The 17,511-nt window shown below is 72.7% G+C and carries 17 protein-coding genes; 14 read left to right on the forward strand and 3 right to left on the reverse strand.

The window, feature by feature from the left end; translation table 11 throughout:
• Positions 1 to 88: 88 nt before the first annotated feature.
• The 5 genes from AC069X_RS07320 to trpD all read left to right on the forward strand — a co-directional run bounded on the left by AC069X_RS07320 (position 89) and on the right by trpD (position 5,200).
• Entirely contained in the window at positions 89 to 1,627 is a 1,539-nt protein-coding gene (locus AC069X_RS07320) for an anthranilate synthase component I family protein (RefSeq protein WP_478726031.1), read from the forward strand.
• Complete coding sequence (locus AC069X_RS07325) at positions 1,624 to 2,220, forward strand: anthranilate synthase component II (protein WP_478726033.1); 597 nt, start codon at positions 1,624 to 1,626, stop codon at positions 2,218 to 2,220. Before AC069X_RS07320 ends, AC069X_RS07325 begins: the two co-directional genes overlap by 4 nt.
• Before the next feature lie 26 nt (positions 2,221 to 2,246).
• On the forward strand, positions 2,247 to 3,575 hold the full coding sequence (locus AC069X_RS07330; protein WP_478726035.1) for a class II 3-deoxy-7-phosphoheptulonate synthase: 1,329 nt from the start codon (positions 2,247 to 2,249) through the stop codon (positions 3,573 to 3,575).
• Between the two features lie 264 nt (positions 3,576 to 3,839).
• On the forward strand, positions 3,840 to 4,061 hold the full coding sequence (locus tag AC069X_RS07335) for a hypothetical protein (RefSeq protein WP_478726037.1): 222 nt from the start codon (positions 3,840 to 3,842) through the stop codon (positions 4,059 to 4,061).
• Between the two features lie 41 nt (positions 4,062 to 4,102).
• The gene (trpD, locus tag AC069X_RS07340) at positions 4,103 to 5,200 is read left to right on the forward strand and encodes an anthranilate phosphoribosyltransferase (protein WP_478726039.1); all 1,098 of its coding nucleotides are present in this window, start codon (positions 4,103 to 4,105) and stop codon (positions 5,198 to 5,200) included.
• Between the two features lie 102 nt (positions 5,201 to 5,302).
• Here trpD and AC069X_RS07345 read toward each other — a convergent pair whose 3' ends face one another.
• The 3 genes from AC069X_RS07345 to AC069X_RS07355 all read right to left on the reverse strand — a co-directional run bounded on the left by AC069X_RS07345 (position 5,303) and on the right by AC069X_RS07355 (position 8,941).
• Positions 5,303 to 6,616, reverse strand: a complete 1,314-nt coding sequence (locus AC069X_RS07345; RefSeq protein WP_478726041.1) for a cation:proton antiporter — start codon at positions 6,614 to 6,616, stop codon at positions 5,303 to 5,305.
• On the reverse strand, positions 6,603 to 7,241 hold the full coding sequence (locus AC069X_RS07350) for a flavin reductase family protein (protein ID WP_478726043.1): 639 nt from the start codon (positions 7,239 to 7,241) through the stop codon (positions 6,603 to 6,605). The genes AC069X_RS07345 and AC069X_RS07350 overlap by 14 nt, the downstream gene beginning before the upstream one ends.
• Positions 7,242 to 7,342: 101 nt before the next feature.
• Positions 7,343 to 8,941: a tryptophan halogenase family protein gene (locus tag AC069X_RS07355; RefSeq protein WP_478726045.1), complete on the reverse strand. Its 1,599-nt coding sequence runs from the start codon at positions 8,939 to 8,941 to the stop codon at positions 7,343 to 7,345.
• 177 nt (positions 8,942 to 9,118) lie between these two features.
• Here AC069X_RS07355 and sbnA point away from each other — a divergent pair, with 177 nt between their 5' ends.
• From sbnA to AC069X_RS07400, 9 genes are all read left to right on the forward strand, one after another.
• Positions 9,119 to 10,153: a 2,3-diaminopropionate biosynthesis protein SbnA gene (gene sbnA / locus AC069X_RS07360; protein WP_478726047.1), complete on the forward strand. Its 1,035-nt coding sequence runs from the start codon at positions 9,119 to 9,121 to the stop codon at positions 10,151 to 10,153.
• A 61-nt stretch (positions 10,154 to 10,214) separates the two neighbouring features.
• Positions 10,215 to 10,478, forward strand: coding sequence for an acyl carrier protein (locus tag AC069X_RS07365; RefSeq protein ID WP_467894902.1), 264 nt, complete (start codon positions 10,215 to 10,217; stop codon positions 10,476 to 10,478).
• A complete protein-coding gene (locus AC069X_RS07370; protein ID WP_478726049.1) occupies positions 10,475 to 11,743 on the forward strand; it encodes a beta-ketoacyl-[acyl-carrier-protein] synthase family protein in 1,269 nt (422 codons plus the stop codon). Before AC069X_RS07365 ends, AC069X_RS07370 begins: the two co-directional genes overlap by 4 nt.
• Positions 11,740 to 12,834 (forward strand): beta-ketoacyl synthase N-terminal-like domain-containing protein, encoded by a 1,095-nt coding sequence (locus tag AC069X_RS07375; protein ID WP_478726051.1) that lies wholly within the window; start codon positions 11,740 to 11,742, stop codon positions 12,832 to 12,834. The genes AC069X_RS07370 and AC069X_RS07375 overlap by 4 nt, the downstream gene beginning before the upstream one ends.
• Positions 12,835 to 12,924: 90 nt before the next feature.
• Positions 12,925 to 13,668 (forward strand): 3-oxoacyl-[acyl-carrier-protein] reductase, encoded by a 744-nt coding sequence (gene fabG / locus AC069X_RS07380; protein WP_478726053.1) that lies wholly within the window; start codon positions 12,925 to 12,927, stop codon positions 13,666 to 13,668.
• A gap of 45 nt (positions 13,669 to 13,713) precedes the next feature.
• Complete coding sequence (locus AC069X_RS07385; protein WP_478726055.1) at positions 13,714 to 14,433, forward strand: DsbA family protein; 720 nt, start codon at positions 13,714 to 13,716, stop codon at positions 14,431 to 14,433.
• Positions 14,430 to 15,875 (forward strand): condensation domain-containing protein, encoded by a 1,446-nt coding sequence (locus AC069X_RS07390; protein WP_478726057.1) that lies wholly within the window; start codon positions 14,430 to 14,432, stop codon positions 15,873 to 15,875. Before AC069X_RS07385 ends, AC069X_RS07390 begins: the two co-directional genes overlap by 4 nt.
• On the forward strand, positions 15,872 to 17,068 hold the full coding sequence (locus AC069X_RS07395; RefSeq protein ID WP_478726058.1) for an FAD-dependent monooxygenase: 1,197 nt from the start codon (positions 15,872 to 15,874) through the stop codon (positions 17,066 to 17,068). The genes AC069X_RS07390 and AC069X_RS07395 overlap by 4 nt, the downstream gene beginning before the upstream one ends.
• A gap of 144 nt (positions 17,069 to 17,212) precedes the next feature.
• Positions 17,213 to 17,455, forward strand: a complete 243-nt coding sequence (locus tag AC069X_RS07400) for an MbtH family protein (protein ID WP_478726060.1) — start codon at positions 17,213 to 17,215, stop codon at positions 17,453 to 17,455.
• The last annotated feature ends 56 nt before the right edge of the window (positions 17,456 to 17,511 follow it).

Here is a 17,511-nt window from a genome sequence, read left to right on the forward strand (position 1 = left end):
CGGCCCCGCGCACACCCCTCACGCGCCGCCCGCCCGGCGCGACACGGCCGCTCCGCACGGCCCCGAGCCATCCGAGGAAAGTGATTCAGTGACCACACTGCTCGACACCGCCACTCGGGCGCCGGCCGGTCATGGCCGGCGCCCCCTCCCCATCCGGATCGAGGAGACCGTTCTCGACCCGCACCCCCCGATCGAGCTGTACGAGGCCCTGCGGGGGCGGTTCGGGGAGGACGTCTTCCTCCTGGAGTCCCTGGAGAGCCCCGAGTTCGACGGGAACTCCGCCGTCGTGGGCTTCGGCCGCCTCGCCGAGCTGCGCATCCGCGCCGGGCGGATCTCCGCCGCCGGCGTGCCGTCCGTACTGGCCGAGCTGTCCCGGGTCGCCGACGGGCTGGGGCTGGCCGCCGGTCCCGGCGGCGACCGGATCTTCGAACGCCCCGGGCAGGTCTGGGACGTCCTGCGGGCCGTCCAGGCGCGCTTCGACGTCGACAGCACCCGCCCCGAGTACGCCTTCGGCTTCCTCGCCACCATCGGTTACGGCGCCGCCTGGTACATGGAGGAGCTGCCCGTCCGGGAGCACACCGACGAGGGGGCGCCCGACCTGGTCCTGACCCTGTTCCAGGACACCGTCTGGTACGACCTGGACGCCGGGACGGCCGTCCGGCTGGCCGCCCGCAGCGAGGAGTTCGGCCCCGACGGCGGCCCCGCCGCCCGTACCGACCTGGCCGGCATCGTCGAGCGGCTGACCGCCGGGATGGCCGAGCCCGCCGGACGCGTGCCCGACGCCCCCGCCCCGCGCGCCGTCCGCGACAGCACCGACGAGGAGGCCTTCCACGCCAACGTGGAACGCTGCCTGCGGCACATCGGCGTCGGCGACATCTACCAGATCCAGATCGGCCACCGAATCGAGGTCGAGACCGACCTGACCCCGCTCGACGTCTACCGGCGGCTGCGCGGACGCAACCCGTCCCCGTACATGTACCTCGTCCCCCGTGACGGCTCCACCCTGATCGGCGCCAGCCCCGAGGTGCTCTTCCGCACCGAGGGCGACCGCATCGTGATGCGCCCCATCGCCGGCACCACCCCGCGCAGCGGCGACCCCGCCGTGGACGGGCCGCGCGTCGAAGCCCTGCTCGCCAGCGAGAAGGAGCAGGCCGAGCACGTGATGCTGGTCGACCTGTGCCGCAACGACATCGGCCGGGTGTGCCTGCCCACCACCCTCGACGCCCCCCAGCTGATGACGGTCGAGACCTTCAGCCACGTCTTCCACCTGGTCTCCACCGTCGAGGGCAGCCTCGCCCCCGGCGAGGACACCTGGTCCTCGCTGGCCGCGACCTTCCCCGCCGGGACGGTCACCGGCGCCCCCAAGATCCGAGCCATGGAGATCATCTCCGAACTGGAGTGCGAGCCGCGCGACATGTACGCCGGTGCCGTCGGGCTCGTCGACGTACGCGGCTGGTCCCGCCTCGCGCTGTGCATCCGCACGGTCACCCACGACGGAACGGCCTACTCCACCCAGAGCTGCGCCGGCATCGTCGCCGACTCCTCGCCCGCCGCCGAGTGGCGCGAGACCCTGCACAAGATGGGGGCGGCCTACTGGGCGCTCACCGGTGAGGAGCTGCTCCCGTGAAGGTCCTGCTCGTCGACGCCTACGACAGCTTCACCCACATCATCGACCAGTACCTGCGCACCCTCGGCGCCGACACCGAGGTCGTCCGCTCCCGCACGGAGAGCCCCGACGAGCTCGCCGCGCGGCTCCCGGACGCCGTGGTCCTCGGCCCCGGCCCGGGCCACCCCGCCGCATCGGGCCACGTCGAGCTGGTGCACCGCTTCGCCGGACGGGTGCCGCTGCTCGGCATCTGCCTGGGCCACCAGGCCATCGGCCTGGCCTACGGCGGCCGCGTACAGGTGGCGGACCGGCTCAAGCACGGCAAGACCAGCGAGGTGGCCCACGACGGGGCCGGGGTCTTCGCCGGGCTCGGCGCGACCATGACCGCCACCCGCTACCACTCCCTCATCGTCGCCGAACCCCTGCCGCAGGAGCTGCTGGCCACCGCGCACGCCGTCGACGACGGCTACGTGATGGGCCTCCGCCACCGCACCCTCTCCGTCGAAGGGGTGCAGTTCCACCCCGAGTCCATCACCACCATCGGCGGGATGCGGCTCCTGCGGAACTTCCTCACCACCGCACGCCACCGGCCGGCCGGCACCCTCGCCGGGTGACGGAGGAGCATCGAAGGAGCGATCTCGTGGAGCACGTGGATTCCTGGCGGGCCCTGCCCGCAGCACAACAGCCCGAATGGCCCGACGCCGCCGCCCTGGCGGAGGTGCGGGCACGCCTGCGGGAGGCCGTCCCGCTGGTGGTCGCCGCCGAGTGCGAGCAGCTCAAGTACCGGCTCGGCGCCGTCGCCCGGGGCGAGGCCTTCCTCCTCCAGGGCGGGGACTGCGCCGAGACCTTCGCGGACGTCCGCGAGGACTCGGTGCGCCGCAAGGTGCAGACCCTGTTGCAGATGGCGCTGGTCCTCCAGTACGCGGCCTCCGTACCGGTCGTCAAGATCGGCCGGATGGCGGGCCAGTACGCCAAACCCCGCTCCAAGCCCACCGAGACGCGGGGCGGCCTGACCCTGCCGGCCTACCGGGGCGACGCCGTCAACGGCTTCCCCTTCGAGGCGGCCGAGCGCACCCCCGATCCGGACCGGCTGCTGCGCATGCACCAGGCCGCCTCCGGCACGATCAACCTCGTCCGGGCCTTCACCACCGGCGGCTACGCGGACCTGCGCCAGGCGCACGCCTGGAACCAGGACTTCGTGGCCCGCTCGCCCGTCGGGGAGCGCTACGCGGCGCTCGCCACCCAGATCGACCAGGCCCTCAACTTCATGCGGGCCTGCGGCGCCGACGAACGCATCCAGCACGCCGTGGAGTTCTACGTCAGCCACGAGGGCCTGCTCCTGGAGTACGAGGAACCGCTGGTCCGCGAGGACCCGGCGACCGGCCGGCGCTACGCCACCAGCGGGCACATGCTCTGGATCGGGGAACGCACCCGGGACCTGGACGGCGCCCACGTGGAGTTCTTCTCGCGGATCGCCAACCCGGTCGCGGTGAAACTCGGGCCGACGACGGACTCCGACACCGTGTTGCGGCTGATCGACCGGCTCGACCCGGAACGCGAGCCGGGCCGGCTCACCTTCGTCGTCCGGATGGGCGCCGGGCAGGTCCGCGACCGGCTGCCCGAACTGGTGGAGAAGACGGCCGCGGAGGGCGCGCCGGTGGCCTGGGTGAGCGATCCCATGCACGGCAACACCTTCGAGGCGCCGTCCGGCCTCAAGACCCGCCGCTTCGACGACATCGTCGACGAGGTGAAGGGCTTCTTCGAGGTCCACCGCGAGCTCGGGACGCATCCCGGGGGCGTGCACCTGGAATTCACCGGGGGCGACGTCACGGAATGCGTGGGAGGGGGTGAGGAAGTGAGCCTGGACGGACTGAGCGAACGCTACGAGTCCACTTGTGACCCCCGGCTCAACCGCACCCAGTCGCTGGACCTCGCATTCCTGGTCGCCGAGATGTACCGGGAACGCTGAATTCCGGTTATCGCCGTTATCGCGAGGCTCCCACGAGGGCGCCCCGATGAGGTCTCAAGCGGCCCGCCAGTGGCGGTCAAGAGGGTTCCCCAACGTTTGTCATCGCCTTGTGGACCCCTCCTGACCTGCGGGTATATCGTCCTTATCGAAATGGCGCGGCGCCCGAAGACGGAGCGATATCAGCTCGAAGCCGCTCCTTCCTAGTGTTCTTCTCACCGGAACAAAGCGAAGCTCAAGCGGTACTCAACGGGGAGAAGAACAGAGATGCAGACCACGTGGCGCACCCAGGTCAAGCGCATCACCATCGCGATCATCGCCGTCATGACGATCGCGGGTGGCGTGCAGATCGCCGACGAAGGCGCTCCGGCCGGCGGCACCAGCAGCGCCGGCACCGGAGTGACCGCGGACGCCACGACCCCGCAGGCTCCGACCGCGGCCCCCACCCCGTCGCCGTCCGCCACCAAGGACAACGACGAGTGGAGCTGAGCGGCGGGGCCTCGCCCACCACTCACCCGAGGGAGACCCAAGTGACCACCGCCAGACCGGAACCCGCCCGCGAGGCGCGCAGCTGGCCCGCCCTGCTGGAGACCCTGCTCGCCGGCCGTGACCTGGCCCCCGCCGACACGGCCTGGGCCATGGACCGGGTGATGAGCGGGGAAGCCGCCGACGCCCAGCTCGCCGGCTTCCTGGTCGCCCTGCGCGGCAAGGGGGAGACGGTCGGTGAACTGGAGGGCCTGGTACGGGCCATGCTCCACCACGCGGTGCCCCTCGACGTCCCCGGAGCCACGGTCGACGTCGTCGGCACGGGCGGCGACGGGGCCCGTACCGTCAACATCTCGACCATGTCGGCGATCGTCGCGGCCGGCGCCGGCGCCCGGGTGGTCAAGCACGGCAACCGGGCGTCGAGTTCGGCCTCCGGTTCCGCGGACGTACTGGAAGCCCTGGGCGTGCGGCTGCGCCTGGACCCGGCGCGGGTCGCCGCCCTCGTGGACGAGGCGGGGATCACCTTCTGCTTCGCCCCGGACTTCCACCCGTCGATGCGGCACGCCGCCGCGGTCCGCAAGCAGCTGGGGATCCCGACCGTCTTCAACGCCCTCGGGCCGCTGACCAACCCGGCCCGGCCGACCGCCCAGGCGGTCGGCGTCGCCGACGCCCGGCTGCTCCCGCTGATCGCGGGGGTACTGGCCCGCCGGGGCGGCAGCGCCCTGGTGTTCCGCGGGGACGACGGCCTCGACGAGCTCAGCGTCACCACCACCTCGACCGTGCTCAGCGTCGAGGGGGGCAGGGTCCGGGAGGAACCCTTCGACCCCCGCGACGTGGGCATCGCGCCCGCCCCGGTGGACGCGCTGCGCGGCGGGGACGCCGGGCACAACGCCCTGGTGGCCCGGCGGCTGTTCGCCGGCGGGGAGCGCGGCCCGGTACGCGACGCGGTGCTGCTCTCGGCCGCCGCCGCGCTGGCCGCGGCCGAGCCGTCCCGGGGCCGCAACGTCACCGAGCGGCTGCGCGAAGGGGTCGCCGCCGCGGCGGCCTCCCTGGACTCGGGGGCCGCGGAGGCGGTCCTGGAGCGCTGGGTGCGGGCCGCGGCCGGGCACGCCGAGGCACCGCTCGCCGCCGCCGGGCGGTGAGCGGTACGTACGGCAGGACACGCGGACGCGCCGCGGTGCGGCCGGGCCGGTCCCTGGGAGGGGGACGGCCCGGCCGTACCGGCGGCGGCCGGCGTCGCGGGGTCAGGGTTGCAGGGCGGCCGCCTTCGCCGGCAGCCGTACCGGCTCGTGGACCAGCGGCCCCTCGGCGGCGTCGTCGGCCTCCTTTCCCGGGGGTACGCCCCGGCGGATCCAGGACAGGGCCGGCGAGGTGACCGCCGTGGTGAGCAGGGCCATCAGGACCAGCATCGTGAAGAGTTCCGGCCCGATCACCCCCAGCTCCAGGCCCAGGTTCAGCACCACCAGTTCGGTCAGGCCGCGGCAGTTCATCAGCGCCCCGATCGACATCGCGTCCCGCCAGGACTGGCCGGTGGCCCGGGCGGCCGCCGTACTGCCGCCCCACTTGCCGAGGAAGGCGACGACCATGACGGCCGCGGCCCACAGCCACATCACCGGATCGGCGGCGATCAGCCCCACGTCGGTCTTCAGGCCGGTGTTGACGAAGAACAGGGGCAGCAGGATGGGGATGGTGAAGGCCCGCAGCCGGGCCGCGCACAGCTCGATCACCCGGGAACCGCGCGGGGTGATCACCCCGAAGACGAAGGCGCCGAACAGGGCGTGCACGCCGATCTTGTCGGTGGTGAAGGCGGACAGGCACAGCCCGCTGAAGAGCACCACCAGGACGACGGAGTCCACCGTACGGGCGGCCCGTACCGCCCACTTGGCGAGCAGCGGCCGGATCGCGTAGATCATGAACGCCAGGAACAGGGCCGCCAGCGCCGCCGTGGTGACCGCCTCGACGGGGGAGCTGCTGGTGCTGACGGCGACGACCGCGGCCAGCAGGCACCAGGCGGTCACGTCGTCCACCGCCGCGCAGGCCATGGCCAGGGCGCCGATCCGGGTGTTGTAGAGGCCCCGGTCGGTCAGGATCCGGGCGAGCACCGGGAAGGCCGTGATGCTCATGGACACCGCGATGAACAGGACGAACGCGAGCTGCGTGACCCCCTTCGGGGCCATCGTGTCGTACATCAGCAGGGCCAGCCCCGAGCCGAGCAGCAGCGGGAGCGCGATGCTCGCCTGACTGACGCCGATGGCCGTACGGCTGTGCCCGCGCAGGGCCGAGAGGTTGAGCTCCAGGCCCACCAGGAACATGAACGCCAGCAGACCGATGTTTCCGAACGCCCCGGTGAACGGCAGGACCGTCCCGGGGAACAGCCATGCCTGGGCGCCGGGCCACAGCCAGCCGAGCATCGAGGGGCCGAGCAGGATGCCGACGGCGATCTCGCCGACCACCGGCGGCTGACCGAGCCGGCGGAAGAGCATGGCGCCGGCCTTGCACGCGAGGATGACGGCCGGGATCGCGATCAGCAGGTCGGGCAACGGGTCACGGGCGGACACGGGCCGCTCCCTCCGGGGCCGACGGAGTGACGAGCGGGGCGGGTATCGCCGGCAGGGGCGGGGCCGCCGCGGGTGGGCCGGGGACGGCCGTGGCGTCGGTCCAGCGGGCGTATCTGCGCTTGCCGTACAGCAGGGGCTCCTCGCCGTCGTGCAGCGAGACCCGGCTGATCCGGACGAACACGGCGGTGTGGTCTCCGAACTCGACGGCCTGGGTGACCTCCCCGTCGGCGATCGCGTGCGAGGCCTCCGCCAGGTGCGGGCCGCCGGCCCCCAGCGGCAGCCGCCACTCGACGCGCTCGAAACGGTCCGGGGTGCCCGAGGCGAACAGGTCGGAGACGGGCCGGGCGTTCTCGTGGAGCAGGTTGACCGCCACGTGCCCGGTCTCCAGGACGGCCTGGACGGTCGGGCTCCCGGTGCGCAGGCACAGCACCACGGTGGGCGGGGACAGGGCGACGCTGGCGAGCGAGCTGCAGGTCATGCCGCGCGGCTCGGAGTCCGTACCGATCGTGGTGATCACCGAGACGCCGGAGGGGAAGGCCGACATCAGGGGCCTGATGTCGGCTTCCGCCGTGCTGTCGGACAGGCCGGCGGGGGAGGAGGCGGACGGCTTCGAGGTGGCTGTCATGGGTGGGACTCTCCTGGGGCTCTGGGGTGCGGCGCGGGCCCGGAAGCCGGAGGGAGGGGCCGGCTCCGGGCCTGTGCACCGGAAGGGGAGGGCGACGCGTACTAGCCGTGCAGCTTGCGCAGGTAGTCGTACGTGCTGGGGAGGGTGTCGAGGAGGTGGTCCTGCTCCTGCTTGACCTTGCCGAACATGGCCTCGGCGCCGGCCACGGAGTCGGGCTTGTGCGCGAGGATCGGCAGCGGGGCGTCCGGCTCCAGGCCGAGGCCGGCGAACACGCAGTAGTAGCTGCCGTTCGTCCAGAAGTTGCGGAATTCGGCCTCGAAGTTGCCGTAGTACGTGGACTCGTCCGCGATCGGGGAATTGATCGGCAGGCCGGCCTTGTAGGCGGCGATCTTCTCCTGGATGTTCTTCGGGAGCGTCAGCTCCTTGTTCGCCCGCCAGAACGGCGTGTCGTTGCGCGGCGCGTAGTAGAAGTGCGCCTGGATGAAGTCGCGGGTGTCGTCGAACATCACCTCGATCTCGTGGTTGAAGCTGTTCGCCAGCTCCGGGTTGAAGTTGCGGTCCGGGAAGTGCTTGGCGAGCTGGTAGATGGCCGCGGTGATGAAGTAGATGCCGGTGGATTCCAGCGGCTCCAGGAACGCGGAGGAGAGGCCGATGCTCACCACGTTGTTCACCCAGGCGCGGCGGTTGCGGCCGACCCGGAACTTCACGTGGTTGAACTTCGTCGTCTCCGGGTCCAGGCCCCACAGGGCGCTGAATTCCCTGGTCGCCTCCTCCTTCGTCGTGAACTTGCTGGAGTAGACGTAGCCGGAGCCGAAGCGGCCCAGCATCGGGATCTTCCAGGTCCAGCCGGAGGACATCGCGATCGCGGAGGTGTACGGCTCGATGCCGTTCGCCTCGTCGTCGTGCGGTACCGCGGTGGCGACGGCGCTGTCGCACAGCAGGTGGTCGCTCATGTCGATGAACGGCTCTTCCATGGCCTGGTTGATGAGCAGCCCGCGGAAGCCCGAGCAGTCCACGAACAGGTCGGCGTCCAGCACCCGGCCGGCCTTGGTGTGCAGGGCCTTGACGAAGCCGCGCTCGTCCTTCTCCGCGTGCGTCATCTCGTCCTGGACGTGGTTGACGCCCTGCTTCTCGGTGGCGAAGCGGCGCAGGAAGTCGGCGACGAGGGCGGCGTCGAAGTGCCAGGCGTAGCGGGTGGACGGGGTGCCGTCGAGCCACTTCGGGGACTTCTTCGCGTCCATCACCGGGGGCTCGCGGAAGCACGCGTAGTCGAACGGCTCCTCGGTCTGGCCCTCCAGCTTGCGCTTGGCCCAGTAGTGCGACATCGGGACGTTGTCGCTGTCGGGCAGGATGCCGAAGGGGTGGTAGAAGTGGTCCGGGCCGCCGTTCTCCAGCTCACGGGCGTCGGGCTGGCCCTGGCCGCCGGTCCGCCAGTTCACGAACCGCACCGCCATCTTGAAGCTGGCGTTGCACTCCCGCATCCACTCCTCCTCGGCGATGCCGAGGTAGTCGAAGAGGACCTTGTGGAGGTTGGGGACGGTGGCCTCGCCGACACCGATCCGCGGAATCGCCGGCGCCTCCAGGACGGTGATGTCCACGGTTCCCTGGAGCGCCTTCCCGAGATAGGCGGCGGTCATCCAGCCGGCGGTACCGCCGCCCAGGATGACGACTTTCTGAATGCGCGAGTCGGTGCCGGTCATGTAGGGACTCTCTCTTCCGTCTGCATGGGGAGTTCCGTTGTGCGATGGGAAGAGATTCCGGCCGTCGACTATGCGCCACCTATAACCGGCCGTATGGCGTCGATATAGCGGATTGGCCGAATCTCGGTCCCGTTGTATCCGCGCCCCGCAACTCCCAGCAGAGGATGGCTGCATCAGATGCCGTACGACGAAGGGACGAAGGGAATCCTCTCGACAGTGGGAGGAACGCCGCTCATCGAACTGGAGCGTTTGCTGCCGGGCCTCGGCTCGCGGGTGTTCGCGAAGGTGGAGCGGTTCAATCCCGGAGGAAGTATCAAAGACCGCTCGGCACTTTCCATGGTGCTGGCGCGCATCAGGTCGGGGGAACTCGTTCCCGGCAGGTCCACGGTGATCGAGTCCAGTTCCGGAAACCTCGCGATCGGGCTCGCCCAGATCTGCGGCTATTTCGGGCTGCGCTTCATCTGCGTGGTGGACGCCCGCACGACCCGGCAGAACGTCGCGATCCTGCGGGCCTACGGGGCCGAGGTCGAGATCGTCGTCGACCCCGACCCCGCCACCGGCGAACTCCTGCCCGCCCGGCTGCGACGGGTCGCCGACCTCGTCGCCGAGACCCCCGACGCCTACTGGCCCGACCAGTACTCCAACCCGCTCAACCCGGTCGCCCACCAGACCACCATGCGCGAGATCGCCGAGGCCCTCGACGGCCGCGTCGACCAGCTCATCGTGGCCGCCGGCACCAGCGGAACCCTCGGCGGCTGCGCCGAGTACATCCGCCGGCACGGCATGACCACCACCGTCAACGCCGTCGACGCCATCGGCAGCGTGCTCTTCGCCCCGCCCGAGCGGGTCACCCGGCTGATCCCCGGCCACGGCGCCTCCGTCGTGCCCCGGCTGCTGCGCCCCTCGGACGCCGACCGGGTCATCCACGTCGGCGACCTCGACTGCGTCGTGGGCTGCCGGCGCCTCGTCCGCCAGGAGGCGGTCCTCGCCGGCGGCTCCTCAGGGGCCGTGGTCGCCGCGCTCGAACGGATCGCCCCCGACATCATCCCGGGCTCCAACGTGGTGCTCGTCCTGCCCGACGGCGGCGACCGCTACCTGGAGACGATCTACGACGACGCCTGGGTGCACCGCCAGTTCGGCGAGGTCTCCCACCTGTGGAAGGACCCGCAGCCCGCCGTCACCCCGCACCTGGTGGATATAGGCCACGGATAGCGGCCGCTCCCACCATCGAACCATCGCCCCCGCACCATCCCCACCCAACGGAGGAATTCGGATGACCACCCAGATCCCCACCCTCGACGCCGAGCGCAAGGAGCAGATCAAGGAGATCGTCTGCGACATCCTCGAACTCGACCTGGACGAGGTGACCGAGACCAGCCTCTTCAAGGAGGAGCACGACGCGGACTCGCTGCGCACCATCGAGATCCTCGCCTCCCTGGAGCGCGTCTTCGGCATCACCCTGGAGCAGGCCGAGCTCAGCCGCATGGTCAACCTGGTCGGCGTGTACGCCGTGATCGCGGAGGCCGAGGGCAAGTGACCTCCGAGACGGCCGCGACGGGGCGGCGAACCGCCGCCCGGCACCGGGTGGTGATCACGGGTCTCGGTGTCGTGACGAGCATCGGCACGGGCGTCGACGCCTTCGCCGAGGGCCTGCGGGCCGGACGCAGCGGGGCCAAGCCCATCGGCGCGTTCGACACCACCGGCTTCGCCCATTCCAACGCCTGCGAGATCACCGACTTCGAGCCCGAGGCCTGGCTGCGCGAGCTGCCGGCCGACGAGCTCGGCCGGGCCGCCCAGTTCGCGGTCGCCGGGGCCCGCATGGCGGTGGCCGACGGCGGACTCACCGAGGCGGACGTCCGGGCCAGGCGCTCCCTGGTCTCGGTCGGCACCACCGACGGCGAGTCCCGCGACCTGGACCACCTCACCGGCCTCCAGGTCGCCCAGGGAGAGGACACCCTCGACCCGGTCGTCGCCCGGCGGGTCTGGCCGGGCCGGCTCTCCGCCGGCATCGTCCGCGAACTGGGCCTGGAAGACGTCGAGACGGTCACCGTCCCGACCGCCTGCGCCGCCGGGAACTACGCCGTCGGCTACGGCTACGACGCCATCAGCTCCGGAGACGTCGAGATGGCCCTGTGCGGCGGGGCCGACGCCCTGTGCCGCAAGACCTTCACCGGCTTCTACCGGCTCGGCACCATCGCCCCCGACGTGTGCCGGCCCTTCGACGCCGACCGGCAGGGCATCCTCACCGGCGAGGGCGCCGGCATCCTGCTGATGGAGTCCCTGGAATCCGCGCTCGCCCGCGGCGCCCGCATCTACGCCGAGGTGCTCGGGTACGGGCTGTCCTGCGACGCCAGCCACCCGGTCGCCCCCGACCGGGACTCGATCGCCCGCTGCATCACCGCCGCGCACGCCAACGCCGGCATCACCCCCGCCGACGTCGACTTCATCTCCGCGCACGGCACGGGCACCAAGGCCAACGACGTCACCGAGGTCGGCGCGATCCGCCAGGTGTTCGGCGAGGACCTGCCCCGCACCGTCTCCATCAAGTCGATGATCGGCCACACCATGGGCGCCGCCAGCGCCCTGGCCTCGGCGGCCTGCGCCCTCGCCCTGCGCGAGGGGTTCATCCCGCCGACCATCAACCACCGCACCACCGACCCCGAGTGCGGGGTGGACTGCGTACCGAACGAGGCGGTCGAGGCCGACCTCAAGGTCGTGCAGAACAACGGGCTCGCCTTCGGCGGGAACAACGCCGTGCTGGTCCTCGGCCACTGGGAAGACGAGAGGAGCGCCGTCGCATGAGCACGGCAGCGGAACCCCGCGAGCGGCAGCTCGTCATCTCGGGCTGGGCGGTGACCTCCCCCTACGGGCTGGGCCGGCGCTCCTTCGCCGAGGGACTCCTCGCACGGACGGCGGCCACCGCCCCCGTCGACGCCGAGAAGTGGCCCGTCCCGTACGAGGACGCGGGCCTGATCCCCGGCTTCGACATCAAGGAGGTGCTCGGCCGCAAGGGCACCCGCTCCATGGACCGGGCCACCGGCATCGCCGTCGTCACCGTCGGCGAGCTCCTGGAGGACTTCGGCCGGGGCCTGGCCGCCGACCCGGAGAAGACCGGGCTGGTGCTCGGCACCTCCGGCAGCGTCCAGTCCATCATGGACTTCACCAAGGACGCCCTGACGGGGGAGAAGCCCTACCTCGTCGACCCGGCCCGGTTCCCCAACACCGTGATGAACTGCCCGACCGGCCAGAGCGCCATCCGGCACACCCTCAAGGGCCCCAACGTCACCGTCTCCGGCGGCTCCGCCACGGGCCTGCTCGCCCTGAACTACGCATCCCGGCTGCTGCGCGGCGGCCACGCCAACGCCCTGCTGGCCGGCGCGGCCGAGGAGTTCTCCGTCCAGCGGGCCCGCCTGGAGCGGGTCGCCGACCACGGCGGCGCCGAGGCCGGCCCGCTCGGCGAGGGCGCCGCGCTGTTCCTGCTGGAGAGCGGGGACGCCGCCCGCGACGGGGGCCGCCAGGTACTGGCCACCGTCCTCGGCTCCCGCTTCCGGGCCTTCCCCGAGACCGGCCGGGCCGGCTCCGCGCTGGACCGGTGCGTGGCGGAGGTGCTCGCCGACGCGGGCGCCGCCCCCGAGGACGTCGCCCTGGTCGCGCCCGGCACACCGCCCGGGCCGCTGGGCAAGCAGGAGGAGTCCGCGCTCGAATCCGTCGCGGGCGAGCGGATCGCCGTACGCCCCCTCGTCGGCGACGCCACCGCCGCGTCGGCCGCCTTCCAGCTGGCCGCGGTACTGGCCCACGCCGGCGCCGAACCCGCCCTGGTGGACCGGCTCGCCCTGGTCACCGCCATCGACCGGGACGGCACCGTCGGAGCCACCCTGCTGCGGCTCGGCTGAACCCGCCGGGGGGCGCACGCCGACGCGCCCCCCCGCCCGCACCACGTGCACCCACACGCACCAGCGTCCCGAAGAGAGAGGACCCAATCCATGTCCGAGACACCGAGGCCGGTAGCCCTCGTCACCGGCGGCTCCCGCGGCATCGGCCGGGCCGTGGTGGAGATCCTGGCACGGGACGGCCACGACGTGGCCTTCTGCTACCAGTCCAACGAGGAGGCCGCCCGGCTCGCCGCCAAGGCCGCCGAGGCGCTGGGCGCGCGGGTGCTCGCCCGCCGGGTGGACGTCACCGACCGCGAGCAGGTCCGGGCCTTCACCGCCGAGGCCGAGGCGGAACTCGGCCCGGTGGAGGTACTGGTCACCGCCGCCGGCATCGTCCGCGACGGCCACCTGGCGATGATGAAGGACGAGGACTGGGACGCCGTCGTCCGCACCAACCTCGACGGCACCTTCAACTTCGCCAAGGCACTGGCCTTCCCGATGATGAAGCGCCGCCGGGGCACCATCATCACCCTGTCCTCGGTCGCCGCCGCCGGCAACGCCACCCAGAGCAACTACTCGGCCACCAAGGCCGGGATCATCGGCTTCACCAAGGCCCTGGCCAAGGAGTCCGGCCGCAGCGGCCTGCGCGCCAACGCCGTGGCCCCCGGCTTCATCTCCACCGACATGGTCGGCGGCCTGTCCGAGAAGCACGCGAAGGAGATGACGGCCCGCATCCCGCTGCGCCGCTTCGGAGAGCCGCACGAGGTCGCCGAGCTGGTGTCCTTCCTCGCCTCCGACCGCGCCTCCTACATCACCGGACAGGTCTTCCACATCGACGGCGGTCTGGTCGTCTGACCCGCCCGACCACCGGGACCAGCCTGATTCACAGAGGAGTTCGACATGGCCGGCCGTGCCGCCAAACCGCCCCGGTTCTACTTCAACCTGCGCAGCCCCTACAACTTCTTCGCCCTGCACGACATCGAGCGCGAGCACCCCGGGCTGCTCGACCGGGCCGAATGGCGCCCCTTCTGGGAGCCGGACGAGACCAGCGCCCGGCTGCTCGACGAGGCCGGCGGGCAGTTCCCGTACACGCCGATGAGCCGCGCCAAGCAGTTCTACATCCTGCGCGACGTACGCCGCCTCGCCGCCGACCGGGGCCTGGCCCTGACCTGGCCGACCGACCGCTCCCCCTGGTGGGAGCCGGCACACCTGACCTGGTTCCTCGCCTCCGACGCCGGCCTCGGCCGGGAGTGGGTGGAGCGCGCCGGACGGGCCCGCTGGCTGGAGGGCCGCGACATCTGCGACCCGGCCACCGTCGTCGCACTCGCCGCGGAGATCGGCCTGGACCGGGCCGCCGTGGCCGCCGCCACCGACGACCCGGAGCTGCGCGCCCGGGGTGCGGCCGCCCTGATGGACGTGCACCGCGACGGGGTCTTCGGAGTCCCGTACTTCATCCACGGCAGCGAGCCGTACTGGGGCCTGGACCGGGTGGCCGCCTTCGCCGCCTCCTTCGCGGACGCCGCCGGGGACGCCCCCGCCACCGCGCCCGCCGAGAAGGAACTCGCGGCGGTCGGCGCCGGCCGCACCACGGACATGAGCCACGCGGGAGGCTGCGGATGAGCGCGACCACCGTGGAGGCGCTGCCCCTGACCGCGATCCAGCAGTCGATGTGGACGGCCTACCGGGTCTCGCCCGAGGCCTCCGCCTACAACATCGTCATGCCGCTGCGGCTGCGCGGCCGCGTCGACCCCGCCGCCATGGACGCCGCCGTCACCGCCGTCGGCGCCCGCCAGGAACTGCTGCGCTCCGTCTTCACCGAGACCGCCGGCGGCGTCCGCCGCACCGTCAGCGAACAGCCCCTGGTCCGGCTGGAGTTCCGCGACCTCGACGGAGCCGGCGAGGCCGAGCTGCACCGTGCCGCCGAGGAGGCCGGCGCCCGCCCCTTCCGGCTGGAGTCCGGAGCCTTCCGGGTGGTGCTGCTGCGCCGCACCGACGAGGACTGGGCCCTGGTCACCTCCGCCCACCACATCGTCAGCGACTTCACCTCCCGCTGGCTGCTCGTCCGCGACGTCCTCGACGCCTACGAGGGCATCGCGGCCGGCACCGAGCCCGCCTGGCGGCCCATCCCCGGCTCCTACGCCGACCACACCGCCGAGGAACTGCGCTACACCGCCTCCGAGGCGGGGCGCCGGGCCGCCGCGCTGTGGCAGGAATCGGTGGCCGGAGCCGCCGCCGCCGAACTGCCCCTGGACCGGCCCCGGCCCGCCCTGCGCTCCTACCGGGGCGGAACCGTCGTACGGCAGCTCGCGCCGGACACCGCCGCCGGCCTGCCCGCCGCGGCCTCCGCCGCCGGGGTGACGCCCTTCGCGTACCTGCTCTCCGTCTTCCAGGCCCTCACCCACCGCTGGACCGGCCAGGACGCCTTCGTCCTCGGGGTCCCGGCCACCAGCCGGATGGGCCGCGCCCAGCGGGACGTGATCGGCTGCTTCCTCAACACCATGCCGGTCCGCGCCGACTTCGACGCGCGCTCCACCTTCCGCAGCGCCGCCGCCCAGGCCGGCGAGCGGGTCATGCGCGGCATGGTCAACGTGCGCTACCCCTGCGCCCTGGCCTTCCCCCGGGCCACCGTCTTCCGCACCGCGCTGTTCCTGGTCCAGATGGACCGCATGGAGCCGCCCGTGCCCAACGTCCCGCCGGGCGCGGGCGAGGGCCCGTCCGTCCCGTACGCCGGACTGGACATCGCCCTGATCGACGTCCCCCAGCAGGAGGGCCAGCTGGACCTGCTGCTGCGCATCGAGCAGACCCCGGACGGCATCACCGCCGTCTTCTCGTACGACACGGACGTGCTGGACCGCGACACCGTCGCCCGCTTCGCCGACGGCTACGAGCGGATGCTCGCGGCCGCCGTCAAGGAGCCGGACACCCCCGTCGCCGATGTGGACCTGGCCGGCGAGGGCGAGCTGGCGGCCCTCCTCGCGCTGGGCAACGGCGGCGGCGCCCCCGACGGCTTCGGCTCCTTCGACGAGTTCGAGTCCTTCGAGAACGCCTGGGACCACCGGTGAGCCCCGCGATCGCCGTCGTCGGCGCGGGCCTGGGCGGCCTCACCGCCGCCGCCGCCCTCTTCGCCCGAGGCCTGGACGTCACCGTGTACGAGCGCGGCGATACCCTGCGCGAGCAGGGCGTCGGCATGCACCTCGGCCCCAACGGCACCCGGCTGCTGGAGCGCCTCGGCCTCGGCCCGCGTCTGGCCGAACTGGCCGTGCGCCCCGAGGCCCTGGAGGTCCGCGCCTTCCACGACGGCACGCAGATCGCGGTGCAGGAGATGGGCGAGGCCTGGGAGCGGCAGTTCCGCGCCCCCTACCTCACCGTCCACCGCGGCGACCTGCACCGGACGCTGGCCGCGCTGGTCCCGGCGGAGCGGGTGCGCACCGGGAAGGAACTGGTCCGGTACGAGGAGCGCCCCGACGGGGTGCTGCTGGAGTTCGCGGACGGCACCACGGACCGGGCCGGCGTACTGATCGGCGCCGACGGGGTGCACTCGGCGGTGCGCCGCGCCCTGGCCGGCGACGAGACCCCCGTCTACTCGGGGAACAGCGCCCTGCGCGGCCTGGTCGACGCGGCGGACGTACCGTCCCTCGACCCCGCCCGGATGTACATGTTCGCCGGCCCCGGGGCACGGGTGCTGTGCTACCCGGTCTCCGGCGGGCGGCAGTTCACCTACGTGGTCGTGGCGCCGGCGCCCGAGGGCGACGCCGAGTCCTGGACCAGTGCCGGCGACCGGGCCCACCTGGACGCCGCGCTCGCCGGCTGGGCACCCCAGGTCCGCGAGCTGGTCGGCGCGGCGGGCGAGGTGCGCCGCTGGGCCCTGTACGACCGCGCCCCCCTGGAGCGCTGGAGCACCGCCCGCACCACCCTGCTCGGAGACGCCGCCCACCCGATGCTCCCGCACCACGGACAGGGCGCCAACCAGGCCGTCGAGGACGCCGTCGCCCTCGCCGTCTGCCTCGCCGAGGCCGGCCAGGACGCCCCGGGCGTCACCACCGCCCTGGAGCGCTACGAGGCACTCCGCCGCCCGCACACCACCCGGGTGCAGCTCGGCTCCCGCGAGGGCGCCAAGCCCCGCGGCGGACCGGGCGGCGGACCCGGCGGCGGACCCGGCGGCGACGTCCGGGGCGCGGCCGCCGACGTCGGCTGGATCCTCGACCACGACGTGGAGGCCGCCCTGCGCACCCCGGTGACCAGCACGGCCGCCTGAACCGCCCACCCCACCCCCACGGGCCCCCGACGCCATCCGGCGCCGGGGGCCCGTCCCGCGTTCCGGCCCGTATATGCGCTCGATAGGGCATCGATAGCGCCCTCTTCAAGGATGACCACACCTGATCACGCGAAGGGAACAGCGATGACCGAACAGCAGAACGGCACCCACGCGGACGACCGGCAGCCGGAGACCCGCTACCGCGTCGTCCTCAACGACGAGGAGCAGTACTCGATCTGGTGGGCCGAGCGCGAACTCCCCGCCGGATGGACCGCCGAGGGCACCGAGGGCACCCGCGAGGAATGCCTCGCCCGCATCACCGAGGTGTGGACCGACCTGCGCCCCGCGAGCCTGCGCCGGCGGATGTCCGCCGCCTCCGCGGCCTGACACACCCGCACCGCCGGGCCCGTCCCGGTCCGCCAAGGCCTCGGGCACGGCCGACG

The organism is Streptomyces sp. NPDC043896, assembly GCF_056435605.1.

What these genes read in the sequence shown, in the direction of transcription:
- AC069X_RS07350 (WP_478726043.1), bottom strand. Translation starts at nt 7,241, where the DNA reads ATGACAGCCACCTCGAAGCCGTCCGCCTCCTCCCCCGCCGGCCTGTCC.
- AC069X_RS07355 (WP_478726045.1), bottom strand. Translation starts at nt 8,941, where the DNA reads ATGACCGGCACCGACTCGCGCATTCAGAAAGTCGTCATCCTGGGCGGC.
- fabG (WP_478726053.1), top strand. Translation starts at nt 12,925, where the DNA reads ATGTCCGAGACACCGAGGCCGGTAGCCCTCGTCACCGGCGGCTCCCGC.
- AC069X_RS07375 (WP_478726051.1), top strand. Translation starts at nt 11,740, where the DNA reads ATGAGCACGGCAGCGGAACCCCGCGAGCGGCAGCTCGTCATCTCGGGC.
- AC069X_RS07335 (WP_478726037.1), top strand. Translation starts at nt 3,840, where the DNA reads ATGCAGACCACGTGGCGCACCCAGGTCAAGCGCATCACCATCGCGATC.
- sbnA (WP_478726047.1), top strand. Translation starts at nt 9,119, where the DNA reads ATGCCGTACGACGAAGGGACGAAGGGAATCCTCTCGACAGTGGGAGGA.
- AC069X_RS07400 (WP_478726060.1), top strand. Translation starts at nt 17,213, where the DNA reads ATGACCGAACAGCAGAACGGCACCCACGCGGACGACCGGCAGCCGGAG.
- AC069X_RS07385 (WP_478726055.1), top strand. Translation starts at nt 13,714, where the DNA reads ATGGCCGGCCGTGCCGCCAAACCGCCCCGGTTCTACTTCAACCTGCGC.
- AC069X_RS07365 (WP_467894902.1), top strand. Translation starts at nt 10,215, where the DNA reads ATGACCACCCAGATCCCCACCCTCGACGCCGAGCGCAAGGAGCAGATC.
- AC069X_RS07390 (WP_478726057.1), top strand. Translation starts at nt 14,430, where the DNA reads ATGAGCGCGACCACCGTGGAGGCGCTGCCCCTGACCGCGATCCAGCAG.